At 63.9% G+C, this 16,801-nt stretch carries 5 protein-coding genes; 1 reads left to right on the top strand and 4 read right to left on the bottom strand.

The features are described from left to right. Positions 1–21 precede the first annotated feature (21 nt). The 4 genes from J2W20_RS11745 to J2W20_RS11760 form a co-directional block, all read right to left on the bottom strand. Positions 22–4,038, bottom strand: coding sequence for an Eco57I restriction-modification methylase domain-containing protein (locus J2W20_RS11745; RefSeq protein WP_307006797.1), 4,017 nt, complete (start codon positions 4,036–4,038; stop codon positions 22–24). After that, complete coding sequence (locus J2W20_RS11750) at positions 4,035–6,896, bottom strand: helicase-related protein (protein WP_307006799.1); 2,862 nt, start codon at positions 6,894–6,896, stop codon at positions 4,035–4,037. Before J2W20_RS11750 ends, J2W20_RS11745 begins: the two co-directional genes overlap by 4 nt. Further along, a complete protein-coding gene (locus tag J2W20_RS11755) occupies positions 6,893–12,106 on the bottom strand; it encodes a DEAD/DEAH box helicase (RefSeq protein WP_307006800.1) in 5,214 nt (1,737 codons plus the stop codon). Before J2W20_RS11755 ends, J2W20_RS11750 begins: the two co-directional genes overlap by 4 nt. A gap of 162 nt (positions 12,107–12,268) precedes the next feature. Beyond that, complete coding sequence (locus J2W20_RS11760; protein ID WP_307006802.1) at positions 12,269–13,957, bottom strand: nuclease-related domain-containing DEAD/DEAH box helicase; 1,689 nt, start codon at positions 13,955–13,957, stop codon at positions 12,269–12,271. A 203-nt stretch (positions 13,958–14,160) separates the two neighbouring features. Between J2W20_RS11760 and J2W20_RS11765 the strand changes: the two genes are divergently transcribed. Beyond that, positions 14,161–16,530: a HelD family protein gene (locus J2W20_RS11765; protein WP_307006803.1), complete on the top strand. Its 2,370-nt coding sequence runs from the start codon at positions 14,161–14,163 to the stop codon at positions 16,528–16,530. The last annotated feature ends 271 nt before the right edge of the window (positions 16,531–16,801 follow it).

Genomic DNA, 16,801 nt, shown 5'->3' on the forward strand with positions numbered 1-16,801 from the left:
AGGAACTTTGCCCACTGTGGGTCAGACATTGATATCGTCGCTGACGTTCGACTGGTACGTTTCCTTGTTCTCCCTAGCGGCGGCCATCCGATCGTAGGCATCAACTATGAGATTCAATGTGCGAAAGTCCCCGTAATCCCTGTCATCCTTGCGCCTAATGATCGGAAACGTCCCCAAAATATACTTAAGCTCATCGCGTTCGATTCCGTAAAGGTGGAAGACTGTCGCGTCAATTTCAGCACGAATATAGTCCAGCCTAGCCGGGTCGTGGTCCAGTATCCGGTCATCAACACCGAGTTCTGAGCCGATGCTCGCCATGCTCCGGGAATGTTGGCTCAGTTCGAGAACTCGGGGAGCAAGCCAGCATGCGGTGCTTTGGCCGCCGAAGATTTCTTCCGGCTCCCGCATGCGCTGTCGGGAGATTATCGGAATCTGCTCAGCGACTCCTTGAGGAATGGAAGGCTGCGATAGGGAATTGCGCAAACAGTAGTCCACGGCGAAGGAGTTGTACATGGCGGCAAGGCAGAGGAGGTCCTCGATACTCGGGCCGCTTGTAAGTATCCAACCGTAAGAACATGCCCCGTAGGGAAGCAAGCTCGCAATCATGGTTCGTTCATCGGTGCTTCTGGCGACCCGCCTAAAGCCCAGTAGCGCGGATGTAGTACCGTGCGATCTTCGCTTCAGTCGTTCTTCAGTTTCATGCTCACTTACCCAATATCTTGGCATCGGGTCGTCCTGCGACCCAGGGTCGATTGGTGAGAAGTCGTCATTGCCCGTGCCGTAGAAGCTCGCTGAGTTGTCCCTAAACTGATGTCCCATCTTTCCTTCGTAGAGCGGGAGCATCTTGTTTGTCTTGCCATTGACCATGCGCTCGAAGACGTTGCCCTTGAGCTCCCAGCCGTCGGCCTCGAGCTCGTCTCTGGTGTGGAACAGGTGAGAGTCGTTGGACATGTGAAACATGGTTGAGAACGAAACGCCCCACGGGTTGCCGTTCACGGGATCGTTCTCATTGATCAGCACCGGTACGCGCCGATAGATGCCGAGCGTGATCTCGGCATCGCGTCGTGTTCGGAAGATCGGCAGCGTTCCCGTGTTCGGGTTGATGAGCTTGATCTCGTCCGGCGTCAGCTCGAATTCCTTCGCCCCGATGTCGGCCGGATCGTGGAGGAAGAAGGCGAAGGACGCGGCCTCCTCGCGGGTGAGCCGACCGGCCATGGTCAGCAGACAGAACTTGAAGCTGCGATGCACACCGTGGAAGATCGGCACTGCGTTCTCGAAGTCATAGAGGGCCGCGATCGTGCTGGTCTCGACGAGGTCCTTGAAGAAGTACTGCGTCGTCGCGTCGGTCGCGATCCCGGTCGGAACGATGATTCCCGAACGCCCCTTCGGGCCGGTGAGCGATCGGAACAGCTCGGCGAAGACGGCGTACGTGTTGACGTCACCGCGGCCATTGAGCGGGTAGCGTCCAGAGAGCCGCAACATGAGGCTCAGACCTTCAGCGCGGCGTCGGGCGGTGAGGAACTCCGTGTGGAGCTCGGGGAAGTCCGTTTCCAGCTTCTTGATGAGTCTGCCGCGCGCTGCCGCGTTCGGTGCCGTCGCGATCTCGGGGTCGCGGGCTGCGAAGAATTCCTGTTCTTGCAGCTTGACGCGCTCCCACGGGGGATTGCCGAGCAAGCAGGAGAAGCCGCCCGGCCAACCGTCGGCGCCGACGTCGTCGGAGTCTGGGTCGCCGAACACCTCCGGAAACTCGAGGTGCCAATGGAAGAAGCGGTAGTCGTCGGCGAGTTCACGGACCTTGGCGACGGTTGCTCCGAAGCCGGCCGACGCTCCCGCGTCGCCGATCTGCCGGACGATCGACGTTGTTGGAGGCTCCGGCTCATCGTCCCGCAGCGGCCAGACGAACGCGGCCGTCCAGGCGTCGGCGTGAAGGCGCCGTCGTTCCAGCTCTCCGGAGTGGTCGAAGGCGGCGTATTCGGCTGCCAGCCTACGGGCATCGTCGGCGCTGGACACAGGGCGGAGCAGCCTGTGGCGCTGCTCGATGAGTCCTTGGACCGTGTGCTCGACGCCCCCTAGACTGAGGACCTCTTGGCCTAGGGAACGGAAGCTCCCGCGGGCCTTGGCCGAATTCTCCGCCTTGTTCCGCTTCCGGACAGCCGAAGCGCGCTTTTTGTCATCCCCCTCGAGTTCCTTGAAGGCCTCGTCCGGGACGCCTGCGGCGAGCAGGGCCGGCGTCGTGCCCATGAGGCTGTTGCCCACCTTGATGCGAGCGTCGAGGAAGCCCAGGGGCTTGCCGGGTTCCATGGCCTCGAGCCAGAGCGAGACTTTAGCGAGCTCGGCCGCTAGGTCGTTGAGGTCGACTCCGTAGATGCAGCGCTCGACGACGTCGTGCAGCGCGTGCTGGATCGCCTGCGGCGTTGGTTCGTCTCCCAGTGCTCGGACTTCGGCGAGCCTCCGCGCGATCCGGCGAGCCGCTGCGACGAGGAAGCCCCCGGATCCTGAGGCGGGATCGCACACCGTCAGGGCGAGGAGGTTGCTCTCCTGTTCCTCGGGGCTGCCCCCACTCGCTACAGCCTGGTCGAGCACCGGGTCCAAGGCGGTGTCGAGGAGCGCAGACACGAGTGACGGCGGGGTGTAGTAGGAGCCCGTGACCTTGCGGTCGTTGCCGCCGACGCGCTCAACGCCGTAGTCCCGGGCCTCGAGGTCTACGCGGGGAACCAGTTCGAGGAGGGACTCGTAAACCGAACCGAGCTCCTCGGCACCCAGATGGCGATAATCCACCGGCTGGTAGCGGTTGGAGTCGTCGGCAAACCAGGACAGCTGCCGCACGGCCTTCAAGAGGTGCATGTTGGACATCTCGGCAGCGAGCACCAGATCGTCGCCAGGCTGGCCGTCCAGCCGTGGTGCGCGAGAGTCCGGGTCGAAGAGGCCGCCGAGCGCGGGCACCGCAATGGGAGCCAGGCCGCTGCCGCCGAGCGCGGCGAGCACCAGCCTCTGGGTGCGCCACAGATCGGGGTGGGGGCCGCCGTCGCGCGTCCTGGACACCCGACGGAGCCGAGCGGTCGAGAAGTAGTCCGTGTAGCGTTGGCGTGCCTCGGCCGAGGCTTCGGGGTCGAGCAGTGCTCCGCGGTCCTCCACGACGAAGCAGAACAGCAGACGGTACACGAGGCGGAGGAGCGCTTTGTGGAACTCCCGGTCGGTGAGCTGTCGCGACGTCAGCGCCGCACGGAGCCACTCGTTGTCCGGGTGCTGAAGCAGTCCGGTTCCCAGAGTTCCGAGGGCCTTCTCCACTCCGCGGCCCAGCTTCTCGAGGACTCGCGTGCCTTCCTCGACGGATTCATTGCGCCACGCTTCGAGCCAGCAGTCCGCCGGCGATTGCTCGGGGCCTCCGCGTTTCGCCAGGCGGGACTGGTGGCACACCTGCCACACGAGCTGGAATTCGGAGTAGAGGTCGTTCTCGAAGATCTCCTCGAGATCGAACTCCACGTACGCGGAGCCGGCCAAGGACGTCGAGTCGCGGAGGAGACGGAGCCTAAGGCCGTTGCTGAGGATGGCCCACAGGTACTCTTCTTCGCGGTTCAGGAACTCCTGGAGCATGGCCTGCGGGGCGCGGGCGGCGCCTTCGACGCCCTTGTTCTTCCGGTCGAGGTCAACCCCTGGCCCGAGCAGGTGGATGGCCACATGCTCCCATCGATGCGACACCGGGTATTGGGCGTCTCCCGTCGCGAGGCCGCCCGGAGTCGGTTGAACCTGACCGTAGCCGAGCTCCCTCAAGAGCACGAGAAGCCACTTCTGGCGGGCCTCGCCGGTCCCGACGCCGGTCAATCGCTTCGCATCTCCGTCCCGCCAGGCGCGCCACGCACCACCGAGGTAGCCCCACGAGCGTGAGGCAGCATCACGCAGTGTCTCACTGCCGGCAAGGTTGAAGCTCGACGGCTTCATGCTCGCTTCGCTGACTTGCCCGGCCTGGATCCTGCCGAGAAGCGACGGGGGGAAGACCCCGCCAGTGACGGTAATAGCCTGGAACGCGGCCGTGCTCATTTCGCTCCCTGGTCGGGGGTGTAGAGGTAGACGCCGAGGATGTCGGCGGGAAGGTTCGGCTGGACTTCGAGGCCTCTCACGCCCAAGCGTCCCGCCCGGGACGTGCCGCGGGCGGCCAAGCGGACTTCGACGTGAGCCTCCCGGATCTCGTCCGCGATCGCCTGGGCCTTCTCGTTCAGGAGCGGCTCCATCGCTTCGAGGGCTGCGAGGACCTTAGGGACGAGAGCCTTGGCGGTTTCGGAGGGGTTGGCCGTTGGCCGGGCATCCATGAGCGTCTCGATCTCGGCGTCGTCGAGCCACGTCGGATCCGAGGGTGCGCCGGTGAACGCGAGCAGGCGGGCCTCTTCGGCGATGTCGGTCCGGTCTCCCAGCCGAGCAGGGAGGATCAGCTTCGTGCGGAACCGGACGAGAAGCGCCACGGTGGTCTTGGCAACGGCGGACGTGGTGATGATGCCGGCCCGGCGCGCGGGCCGATCCGCGCCAGTGAGCTTGTCATCGAGCGCCGAGTTCAGCACGTAGGCAGCGAGGGCCGTGACCTTCGGGTCCGTTCTCACAAGCACCCCGGCGCCGCGGGGGGCCGGATAGTCCGGGACGAACTCAACGGCGTCGCGGCCGCCGAGGGCGTTCTTCACACCGGCCGCAGCGACGCTGAGGCTGGCCTCGAAGCCCTCTTGCTTTGACGTGAGGTGCGCTCCCGTGTCCTCGAGTGCTGAACGGACGAAGAACGGAATCTCCCGGGGCTCCCCGAGGCTTCGCTGTGCGGCGTCAACGGCTGTCTGGACCTGTTCGGGGCGGATAGCGTTCTGCGCGTACCGCGCTCGGCTGGCCTTCTCCGCTTCCGCGGTGCTTCGCCATTCGGCGTCGAGCTCCTTGGCCGCGACGTCCAGCCCGAGGTCCAGCTGGCCCTGCTCAGGATCGTGCCCACGCATGAGGAGGCCCTCGATGAGGGCAGCCATGACCTGATCGCTTCGCGGCGGTACGGGGACGCTGACGCCGAGATCCTTGCGGATGCTCTCGTGCTTCCGCAGGAGCACCTGGAGCACGAGACCGTCGATGCCGTTGTCCTCGCCGTAGATCGTAACGGCGCGGACGGTCTCCGAGAGCTGCCCGAAGCGGTCCACGCGACCTTCGCGCTGCTCATGGCGGGTGGGATTCCATGCGAGGTCATAGTGGACGACGGCCTGGAACCCATCCTGCAGGTTGACGCCTTCGGACAGGCAGTCGGTGGCCACGAGGACCTTCTGCGACGAACCGGCCCTCTCTGCGAGTGCCTCGATTCGCGCCGCCCGCTCCTCCGAGGGGAGCTCGCCGGTCACAACGTCGATGGCGACGCTGCTCTTGAGCTGCGTCCGGAGGAAGTCAACGACGTAGTGGGCAGTGGGGATATAGCGGCAGAAGACGATGGGTTGGAAGCCTGCCTGGAGGAGCTCGCGGACGTTCTTCACCAGTGCGGCGAGTTTGGCGTCCGACGCCGGATCGGCGGCGAGCTTCTCGGCTCGCCGTGCGAGGCTGGCGAGCGTCGAGAGCTCCTTCTTCTCGCCCGAGTCGGCGTCGGGCAGCGCTCCGGGGACGACGTCAAGTCCCTCCGCGCCATCGTCCTCCATCTGGTCCATGACCCCGGCCATTCCGAGGAGGTCCGCCTCGCCGGCAGTCGAGGCGGTCTCTGCGATGGCACGGGTCCGGAGAGTAGCGGCAGCTGCGGCCGGGCTCGAGGCCAGAGAGCGGAGCATGGAGAGCGCGGACCACCAGCGGATGCGCTGTTCCCTCTTGCCGCCCGTGCTGTCCTGGGCTTTGCCGCGGGCGAAGGTCACGACGTCGTCGAAGAGGTCTTTATGCTCTCCCGACAGGTGGTACGGAATCTCCTTCTTGACGCGGTCGCTCGGGAACTTCGTGTCTGCCCGCAGGAAGTGCCGTATGTCTGCTCGGCGGCGCTGGACCATGTGCTCGGCAAGGAGGGCGCTGCCTTCCCCGCGGGTCAGGTCGAGGGTCTTGAGGCGCTCGTCGAGGAGGCTCACGAGATTGCGGAAGGCGTTCTCATTGCCGCTGTGAGGTGTTGCGGTCACCAGCAGCAGGTGGCGGTCTTTGTCCTTTGCCAGTTCGCGGACGAGCTCGTAGCGCTGCGTGCGTCCTGAACTGCCTCGACCTGACTCATCTGCGGTCACGCCGTGGGCCTCGTCGACGATGATCAGGTCGGGCGCGGTGCGGATGAAGTCATGGCGCTTGGACTCGGACTTGATGAAGTCGGTGGACACGATGGTGAACGGGAAGTGCTCGAAGATCGACTTCCCGTATCCCGCTTCGTTGCTCAGCTTCTTTGCAGTTCCCGGGAGGACGAGAACAGCGTCGATGCTGAATTTTTGAAGCAGCTCCTGACGCCACTGCTCGGCGAGGCTCGGCGGGCAGAGCACGGTGAGGCGTTCGGCATCGCCCTGGGCGAGCAGCTCGGCCGCGATCAGCCCCGCTTCAACAGTCTTGCCGATGCCGACATCGTCAGCGACGAGGAGACGAACGGTGTCCTGGCGGAGTGCGAGTAGCAGCGGGACAAGCTGGTACGGCCGCGGCGAGACGCTGAGTCCGGCGAGGCTTCGGAATGGGCCGCCACTTGAGCGGAAGCCGATTCTCAGCGCGTCGCGCAGGAGCCGCGCGCTCCGGTAGTCGCCCAGGTCGTCGGCGGAAGGCAGCCCGAACGAGGCGCTCCGTACCTCTTCGACCGCTGGGATGACACCTGCGATATCGTCATCGGTGCCGCCGAGAGGGCGGAGGACTAGAAAGTCGTCAATGCTCTCGGGCAGGACTACCCACTCCCTGCCTCGGGCGGAGACCAAGGAACCCGGGGCGAAGCCGGTAGTGGTGGTCATTCTGCTTCTCCGAACACGTCTGCGTTTCTCCCTACTACCAATTCAAAATCTTCATCCCTACCGACGGTAACGACCTTGAAGCCCAACAGCTGAAGGGCGCTGTCATCAACCGGGTGCTTGCCGACTTCCTCGACGATCACAGCGCAAGGCTTCGACAATTCAGGTCCGTCGAAGACGAAATCGACAGCAACGCCTTCAATCGCCTCGGCTACCTTTGCAGGGTTCCGGTGACCACGTGTGGCGAGCCACTCCTGGAAGGCGGCAGCGCGTGGAGACTGAGTGCCCCGTGGAGGTTCGAAGTCCACCGAACCGACGGCAAGGTCCGAAGGCTCAGCAAACAGGGCGCTCTGGGCTTGATCGGTGGGCAGCGTGCTGGCTGACGCAAGATCCTTGAGGAAGTCGACGACAAGCCGCCGGTCGATCAGTTCGTGGTCCCGTTGGTTCCCGTAGGACAGCAGGCAGCGATAGCATCCGCGCGTGCATGCATCTGCCTCGTCCTCGCCGGACATTGCATTCACGTGCAGGATTTCCAATGCAGATTGCGCCACCCTCGACACGGCATCGGGTTCAGCCTGCAGGCGTCGCAGGACACCAGCGCCGCCTTCGGCTGCCTCGACAAGCAGCAGCCGCCCGCGGCCGTCGGGATCGCTCAGGCGCTCACTCGTCAGCTCGGAGTCTTCAAGCTGGAACGTTGCTTCGATTCCGCGTTCGATTGCGTATTGAAGCGTCGTAGCGGTCTCCTCTGAAACTGCCTCCGCCCAACGGAGCACCGCGATATTCCTACGGTCTTCTACGAATGGAACGACGCGAGCCCGCTTCTTGGCCTTCTCTACGGGCATGTCATCGGCATCGGAGTCCGGAGCATCGTACATGGCGTCGATGTCGCTGACCTTGGTCTCCGTGAGCCACTCACCCGTGATGAGGTCCAGCCAGAAGCCGAGCTCATCCTTCTTGGCCCGGTTCCGACGCCCCCGATTGACGACGCGGACGGTGGCTCCGTCCCCATAGGCAACTTCGGCGAGCAGGTGGCCGCCCTTCTGGACGACTGCACGGTGGTGGCCTGGCTTTGCGCCGCCATCAGCGAAACGATAGGTCGTGACGAGTTCGAAGCCCTGACGGTTGCGTTCTTCCTCGTCCGCGCTAATCCGCTCGCGACGTCGTGTGATGACCGACTGAAGCTGCATCAGTTCCCTTGTTGGTGCACCCAGCTCGGAACCGCAGTTCTCGCACACGCTGATGATGGCGCTGCGCTCATGCAGGTACCCGCACGCCTCGCAGATCTGTGCCTCCGTCCGGACGACATCGCCATCAGACGCGAGATCCGACTTGCGGGGAAGGGCAACTCGCTTGACCTGGTAGCGCGCCCCCTCGTGGTAGATCAGGGCGTCGGGACCGAACTCGCTGATGGCGAGGAAGCGCGAACGCTGGAGCCAGGTGGAGTTGTTGTCCTTCCCCTTGCGGATGCCCGGGATGAAGGCCGCAAGCGGAAGCCGAGGGAAGGAATAGCCGGGCAGGAAGCCCTCGGACGCGAGGTATCGCAGCGTATAGAAATCCGACTGGCCCTGGCTGTCGCCGTCATTGAGCAGGATTTCGATCCGCTGCTGTGCCTCGGCATATCGCCGCTGAGCCAGCTCCCTTGCCTTCTTCTGTGCGACGGGATTCTTGATCGTCTCGTGTGCACTGTCCCGTTCGGCAACAGCGTTCTTATAGAGCTCGCGCCAGCGATCGCAGGCTCGGTCGAACGACTCGAGCGCGTTGTCGATTACCGTGTCGGACCAAGCTCGGGACCACCACGGGGTCGCCGCGAGCTCATCTCCGATCGCGGCCACAAGCGACCTAGCCGAAGCCTTGGCTGCGTGAGCGGCCGCGGGGGAGCGGAGGACGTCTGCGATCTGCGGTGCGAGTGGGTATCCCGCGGCGTCCATGGCCAGAAGTCCACTCATTGACTTGCCGAGGCCGCCCGATGTTGCCGAGAGCGTCTCGGCGAGCCACACGGCATGGACGTGTGACCGCACGAGGTCTTCATTGGCGAAGTCCAGTCGCGGCGGTTGCACCTGGCCCGCGACCATAAGCTCGGATCGATCGAAGTAGTACGAGTCATGTGCGTTGCCCGTTGCGCAGTACGTGAGAACCAGTGCGGGCTGGCCCGACCGCCCCGCTCGTCCTGATCTCTGAGCGTAATTTGCTGGTGTGGGGGGAACGTTGCGCATCGCGACCGCATTGAGGTCTGCAATGTCCACTCCGAGCTCCATCGTCGGCGAACAGAAGAGCAATTTGAGCTCCGCATCGCGGAATAGCTTCTCCCGCTTCTCCCGATCATCAGCCCTGACCTGTGCCGTGTGCTCCATCGCGTGAAGCCCGGCCAGCTCACGGCCTGATTCGCGGTACAGGTCACGGAAGAAGGCGATAACGCGCGGCTTCTTTTCCGCCGAGTACCGCCGGCGGAGGGGATCCGCAGCGCCGAATTCCCCGGTGCCTGCACGCAGAGTCATCGTCGAGAGCTTCAGACGATGGCCCTTGATGTTCCCTTCTGCCGCTTCAGTGATGAGTCCGCCCTCTTGGAGGACTCGCAGGAGGGACTCGATGACGATGCCCGCTTCTGCGGTCGTGAGTTTCCGGCCAAATCGCTGGGGCCGGCGCAGCCAGCGCCCGAAAGCCCCGGCGCCGGTGATCGGCATGATATTTCGAGCGCGTGTGTTCCGTTTTGGCTCCGTCGTCACCAGGCCGACGACCGGATCGGGTTCTCGTTCCGGCATCGACCACACACCTTGCAGGAACTCGCGCGACCGACCGCGCAGTTTGTCGATCCAATCCGAGTCCAGCTCGCGGGCATCGATCGCTAGGCCACGGCGAAACTCGTCTAACAGGATCGTGATGATCTCTTCGCGCTGGTCTGCGTCGCTGTCCCGAAGGAGCGCGTCGGCATCCTTCCAACGTTCCTCATCCTCGGCCAGAAGCTGGGCCAGCGGGTACTCGACGAGAAGAAGACCCGTCTGTTCGAGGTTGGGCAGGGTAATACGCCATCCGCGTTGAAGGTCTCGGATGGCCCGGTATGTCACGACGTCATGAAGTGCCTTCTGGTAGCGCTTCTTGTCGAGTGGGTTGGCATCGACCGCAAAGTCTTTGAAGTCAAGGTTCAGTGATGCGACGATGGCGTCGCCGAGCTCGCTGGCCCCGACACCGTCGGGGGCAACCTTGGCGACCGCTGCGTGCAGTGCCGCACGGAGCTGGGCCACCTGCACGAAGTCGTTGACGTGGCCGGCCTGAAGAGCTGCGTCCTGACGGTTGTCAACAAACGTCAGGAGCTTGTGCGCTCGGGGGTCGAGATCCGCACCCGCGGGGGACTCGAGGAGATGAACCAATCGGGTCGCGATGACAGTCATGGCGCTGCTGCGGCCCTCGCGGTCGAGGGTCACGAGCTTGGACACCTCACCCAGCCGCGCCTGCTCGTAAGTCACCTCGCAGTTGAGGCAGAACCGGAAGGCGCCCGGGATCCAGGCTGCGAGTTGGCCCTCGCCACCGTCATCAAGTCGTGCTGACCCGTCGATGCCCAGCCTGTGCAGCACAGGTAGCGATTTCCGCCGGGCTGGAAGTACGCTCTTGGCGACCCCAGCACCATCCAGCCATGACTCGGGGAGCCGATCCTCGGCAATGGGGTCGGCTGGCCAAGGATTCTTGCTCGAGATGTAGAGGTAGCCGTCAATGCCATTATCGGGAGCGGAGTCGTCGCCGAGCCGCAGCGTCTGGCGGGCGAGGAATGTATCAGAGCCCGGCCTCATGACCTTCCTCGCCATGAGGTATTCCTGACCGCATTCCCTGCAGAAGGCGAGCGGGTACAGGCGACGTTCGTCGGGATCCACGGTCACTTGATAGTCGGTCTGGATGAGCCGAGTTCCTTCGTCCTCGGCGGACACGTAGACTGATCCACCCTTCGACAGGAACTGATGGAGCCGAAACGCGAATAGCGGTCGGCCTGCTTCATTCTTGGCCTTCGAGCCCGCGAGGAACGTGGCTCGGATGGCTGTGGCGCATGATTTCTCATCCGCCTCAGTAATGGAAGAGAGCTGCTTAGCCGCACGAGCCACAGTTGTCGGGCGTTTGCGTACGAGGACCCGAGAATTGTCTTCCTCGGTCAGCCCAAATTCACTCTCAATCCATGCTGCCAACGGATCAGCGGCCAGCGCGTCGTATCCGCCCGTGAGGGTTGCGCTCGTGTTGTCGGCATCGCCCCGCCTGCCAACAATACGTCGGAGATCGAGCGCGTTCGGCGGCGCACTTGTCGTCGCCCGGATCAGGGTTTCGGAGACCACTTGTTCAGGTGCGATAGGGACGCCGAATATCCTCGTAGCTACGGCCCCGACATCCGTCTTCTGATCGGCGGACGAACCGCCGTTGGACATAGTTGCCGACGTTCCGACGCACTGCAGCGTTTCCCGTGCCCCGCAGGCGTCCCGAACCCGCCGGACGAGCATCGCGACGTCGGCGCCCTGCCGGCCCCGGTACGTATGCAGTTCGTCCAGAACCAGGAAGCTCAGCCCATCAGCCGCCTTGATGAGCGAAGTACGCTCCTCCGGCCGAGTAAGGACGTACTCGAGCATCACATAGTTTGTCAGGAGGATGTCAGGTGGGTTTTTGAGGATGTCGGCGCGCTCCTCGGGACTCTCCTGTCCGGTGTAGCGCCGGTATGTCACCGGTGATTTGCCGTCAAAGCCAAAGTCAAGGAACTTGCGCAGTTCCTCCATCTGGCTGTTTGCCAGCGCGTTCATGGGGTAGACGATGATCGCCCGGATTCCTTTGCCAGACCCTTCGCGGAGGACGCGATCAACGATTGGGACGATATAGGCGAGCGATTTACCAGAGCCGGTTCCAGTCGTCAGAACATAGCTTTTGCCGCTAGCGGCAAGCTTGATGGCATCGGCCTGGTGTCGATGGAGGGTGATGGGCGCCGTGCCCGCATCATCGAGCGTCGCCTTACGCCGAAAGATCTTCGCCGCAGTCGGGTGAAGGAGACCCGCCGCGACTAGGTCGTCGATCCGGCCTCCGGAGGCAAATGATGGGTTGAGCGACAACCATGGATCGGGCCACTGGCGGCCCTGATCGCTGGCCGTTTGGACGGCCTTCTTTATCCTTTCGTCCTGGATCTCTACGAATCCTTCAGTGAAGGACTTGTAGCCCTCAATGAGACCCTCGCGGATCTTGAACGCGTCCATGCGCCCCCCTCTGTCTGTCCTTCACTACTTCTTAGCACCCACTACGCCGCTGCGCGGGCACCCGCGCAGCAGGTGCGGTTCGCATGGCGTCGGCTCCGAGTACAGCATCCCGGTACGGAGCCCGCCGGGCGTCGCCACGGCCCGGGATCGCCTATCGCCACGCTATGGCACCCAGCGCTCGGCCCGCCCCAATGCGGCCTCGAGTTCGCGACCGCCTCCGCGTCCTATGAGCTCCGGGTCGCCCACCACAACGAGCAGGCTCCTCGCACGAGACAGTCCCACATACAGCTGCTCGGCAGCGCGGTTCGTGTCTTTGAATCCGTTGACGCAGAGGACGACCACGGAGCGCTCCAGGCCCTTGAACCCCAAGACGTGCCCGTAGAACTCGGCAGAGTCTGAGTAGAACTCGCGCCAGTATTCAGATACGGCCTCCGGCCCGGCGTCGAAGGCCTCCTGATGGATGGGGTGCCGCGTCTTGGTGGTCAGGAGTGCGATCTGGTTGTTGGCCCAGCCCTCCTCGATGAGCCCGTCCACGCAGTCCGAGGCAACCTCGAGTGCATCCTCGGTCGAGCACTCCACGAAACGCACCGGCAGCCCGGTGCCTGTCTTCGGTGTGAAGTGGTCGCCCGCGAAGCACTTGAACGTCTGGGCGATGCGCCGGGAATTGCGCAGGTTGTCGTCCACATGGATCGGAACGAAGCTGATGTCCTTCCCTTCCTGCCCCACGGTCCCGCGTCCGTCCCAGCGCCGATAGACGTCCTGACGGGCGTCGAGGAAGGCATAGACACTTGCCTCTCGCGGGTCCTTCACGCAAGCGAGCAGCCCGTCCCACCATAGGGGCGCGAAGTCCTGCGCCTCGTCGACGACGATGGCGTCTAGCTTCTGAGACTCGGGCAGGGCGCCGCCCACCTCGACCAAGCGGCGCGGCATCTCCTCGTCGAAGTACGCCTGCCCTTGCCCCGGGGGAACGCCGAGGGAGAGGACATACTCATGGAACTCGCCGGCGAAGACGGGTCTGTTGTGCCTCCAGCCAGCGGTCCTCTGCCGCAGGTGCATGCCCAAGCCCTTGTTGTAGCAGAACAGGCCGACGCGTTTGCCCTCCTTGGCCAGCCGCTTGGCCTTCTCGACGGCGAGCCAGGTCTTCCCGCTACCGGCGCCGCCGATGAAGCGCGCATGCCGGATCGATCGGGTCGCATTGAGCAGCACCTGCTGCCGCTCGGTGAGCGAGTCCTGAAGGTCTTCGTCGGCAGCTGAAGCGAGCGGACCGGCGTCGTGCGTCACGAGCGTGCCGCCGGCGAACCGCTCGAGCCGAGCTGCGTACTCGGGCGTCAGCTGACTCACGCCACGCGCCTCGGCGAGGATGGTGCCGCGGAGCCGCTCCGCCAGAGTGAGGGGATTTGCGAGGTCGTCGGCGTCCAGGATGAGGGGTCGGGGCGTGCCGGCCATCTCCCAGGTGCTGGGCACGTGCGTGTAGGGGAGGGCCACGAGGTAGATGGTCCTGCTGGTCAGGGGAGTGCCGAGGTGGTCGCTGGCCATATCGATGAACGCGTGCATGGATGACTGGGACTGCGCGACCGGGCTCTTGATCCGGTGCTTGCCGTTGCGGTCCGACTGGTACCACTGCGCCTGGTCGATGCTGATCTGGCCGCCCTTGACCTCGACGCACGCAATCCCGATGCCGGGCCAGAGGACGAGGAGGTCGATCTCGTGCTCGGCGGTGCCGTGACGCACCTGGACCGAATGGCATACCACGGCGTCGTCCGGCAGCGCCTCGACGAGCAGTTTCAAGACGGCACGCTCGGCCTCGTGGCCCGGGCCGAAGTCCGGCTCTTCTGGGATCGAGCGTGCCACTAGTCCCCCGTATGTCTCCCCACGCTCCAAGAGCGCCCGCCGCCTCCATGCGACTCGATGATTGTATGGTCAAGCTTGCTGATTCATGCGACGGTCCTTGAGCGCGACTCCGGAGGGCAGCAAGGGGAGCATCTAGTCCAGAAGTGTCGGTGGACTCGCTTATGGTGTGGTGATAACAACATCACGTGCGCGGAGGGGGACCCGTGGCCGCAGAGCTGCAGGAAGTTGAGCCAGGATTCGAGGCTGAGAAGGCCCGCGAACAGGCCTACTTCGATGTCGCCAAAGCACAGTTGGACAGAGCCATCGCCTATCGCGACGGCCCATCTTCGGGCGGTACGGCCTTCGAGCGCAGGGCGCTCGCCGCAGCGGCCAATCGCCGTGAGCGACTCGGCGCCCATGAGCCGGTCGCTTTCGGCCGTATCGACACGGTCGACGGTGAGACCCGTTACATCGGCAAAGTGGCCGTGCGTGATGACTCGACCAGTGAGGTCCTTGTCTGGAACTGGCAGTCGCCCGCAGCGGACCCGTATCACGATGCCACGTTCGAAGATCAGGCCGGGGTTGCGCGACGTCGTGTGTTCGACGCTCCCGCCAACCGGATCAAGTCGTTCGAAGATGAGCTTTTCGAGCAGATCGCCGAGGAGCTGGGGAAGCTCAGCGAGTTCCGCAGCGTAGGCGACCCACTCCTCGAAGATCTCGGGCGCGCCCGTGGCCATTACATGCAGGACATGGTCCGCACCATCCAGGCCGAGCAGAACCGCCTGATTCGCAGCCCGAAGGATCAGCTCCTCGTCATTCAGGGTGGCCCAGGCTCGGGCAAGACTGCAATTGCTCTCCACCGCATTTCGTGGCTTCTCTACACGCACCACGAGACGCTCGCGCCGAGAGATGTGCTCTTCGTTGGCCCGAGCCAGACCTTCACTAAGTATGTACGACGGGTCCTGCCCGATCTGGGCGACGAAGACGTCGTACAGCTGCCCCTGCCCCAGCTGATGGCTGGGTCTGACTTCCATATCAATGGCCAGGATGAGCCGCGCGTGGCCCGACTTAAGGGCACCGCGACAATGGCCGAGCTGCTCCGAAAGGCTCTCTACCAGCGTGTAAAGATCCCTGCTGGCGGCATCCGGATCCGCCGGCAGGGCGGCCTTGGCAGCGTGCCGATTGACGCAGAAGCAATCAAAGCAGCCCTGAGCGCGCTCAAGCCGAGCCCGTATTCGTCGCGCCGCGCGCTGCTCAAGGCTTCACTCGCTCGCATGGCAGCCAATACCAGCGATCCCTACATCAACGGCTTGGCAGTCGGGATCGACGACAAGTCGCTTGAGGAAGAAACAGAGAAGATCTGGCCGCAGGTCTCGCCGCAGCAATTCGTCGTCGATCTCTACGGGTCGAAGGTCCGGCTGCGCGCCGCAGGAGCAACAGAACCCCAGATCGAATCCCTCTACAGGGCGGCACCAACTAGCATCTACGACGTCCGATGGACCGAAGCCGATCTCGCCGTTCTTGACTATGCCATTCACGCGATCAACGGGGTTGAGCACGTCTACGGCCACATCGTGGTGGACGAGGCGCAAGACCTGTCGATCATGCAGCTTCAGGCCCTTCGCCGACGTTCGCTCGATGGGTCAATGACTATCGTCGGTGACATCGCTCAAGCGACTTCGTTGTACGCGCAGAAAGACTGGGACCAGACCACCAAGTACCTCGGTTCAGAGCTCCCCGCCAACGTCGAAGTGCTCGAGGTCGGTTACCGCGTCCCGAAGAAGGCCATGGACATTGCATCACGGGTCCTCGAAGAGGCCGCGCCCGAGATCGCAGCGCCCCAAGCCATACGGGACGTCGACGATGAGCCCCGGTGGATCCTGTGCGAGCCGAAGAGCCTCAGCGAAGCAGTCGCCGATGCAGTCCAGGACCACAGCCGCCGCGGTCTTTTTGTAGGCGTCATCGCCCCGGAATCACACTGGCCGGCGATAACTTCCGCCTTCATGGCCGGGGGCCTCCGATGGAGTGAGTCATCCGACGGCGGCCTCTCCCAAGGCATCAATCTCGTCACGCCCCACGATTCCAAAGGCCTCGAATTCGATGCTGTCGTCGTTGTCGATCCGGCGAGAATCCTCGAGACTCCTCAAGGGGCGAAGCTGCTGTACATTGCGTTGACGCGCACTGTGCACTACCTCGACGTCGTCCTTCCGAGCACACGAGTCCCTGGCATTCTCGAAGGATTCATACCACCCGACGAGAAGCCGGAGGAGGAGGCGACCCCGGAGAGGGCCGACCGCGAGGAACCCGATCGCGCTGAGCATGACGACACAATCATTGAAGCTGAGGCCATGGTGTCGCCGCTTCTCGCTGACGCCGAAGAGGACCAGACGGGCGCAGCGGTCATCCCAATCCATAGAGACGCCGTAGCAGCCGCCTCTGGACGGCCCGAGAGCGCTCCTCTCCAGAACTCGATGTGGGAGAGCTTCGCGCAAAGTCTGGCCGAGCGTATCGCTGAAGACCTGCGGGAGAACGCCGGCCCTGCTGTACAGCGGCGAATCTTGGCCCTTCTTAAAGAGCGCCTGAACGAGGACTGACACGAGGCCACGCAAGCCCGCGCTGTTATCGGGCCTTCCGCGGGGGCGCATGGAGTGGACGTACTCGTAAGCGGCGACTGTCACTGCGTTTAGGAACGAGCTCGGTGACCTCGACGGTATCCAATGTCTATGTCCCGACCCCTATTGATGCAGACTCCGATGGGTGGCGCCACAGGTGCTGCCTCGGGTGGCGACGGGAGGACGAGGGACAGGCGACGATCGATCGCATCGCTTATTCCGTTACCCAGCTGTCGGCACGACGCCGAGTGCC

The organism is Sinomonas atrocyanea, from assembly GCF_030812675.1.
GTDB classification, from domain to species: domain Bacteria; phylum Actinomycetota; class Actinomycetes; order Actinomycetales; family Micrococcaceae; genus Sinomonas; species Sinomonas atrocyanea_B.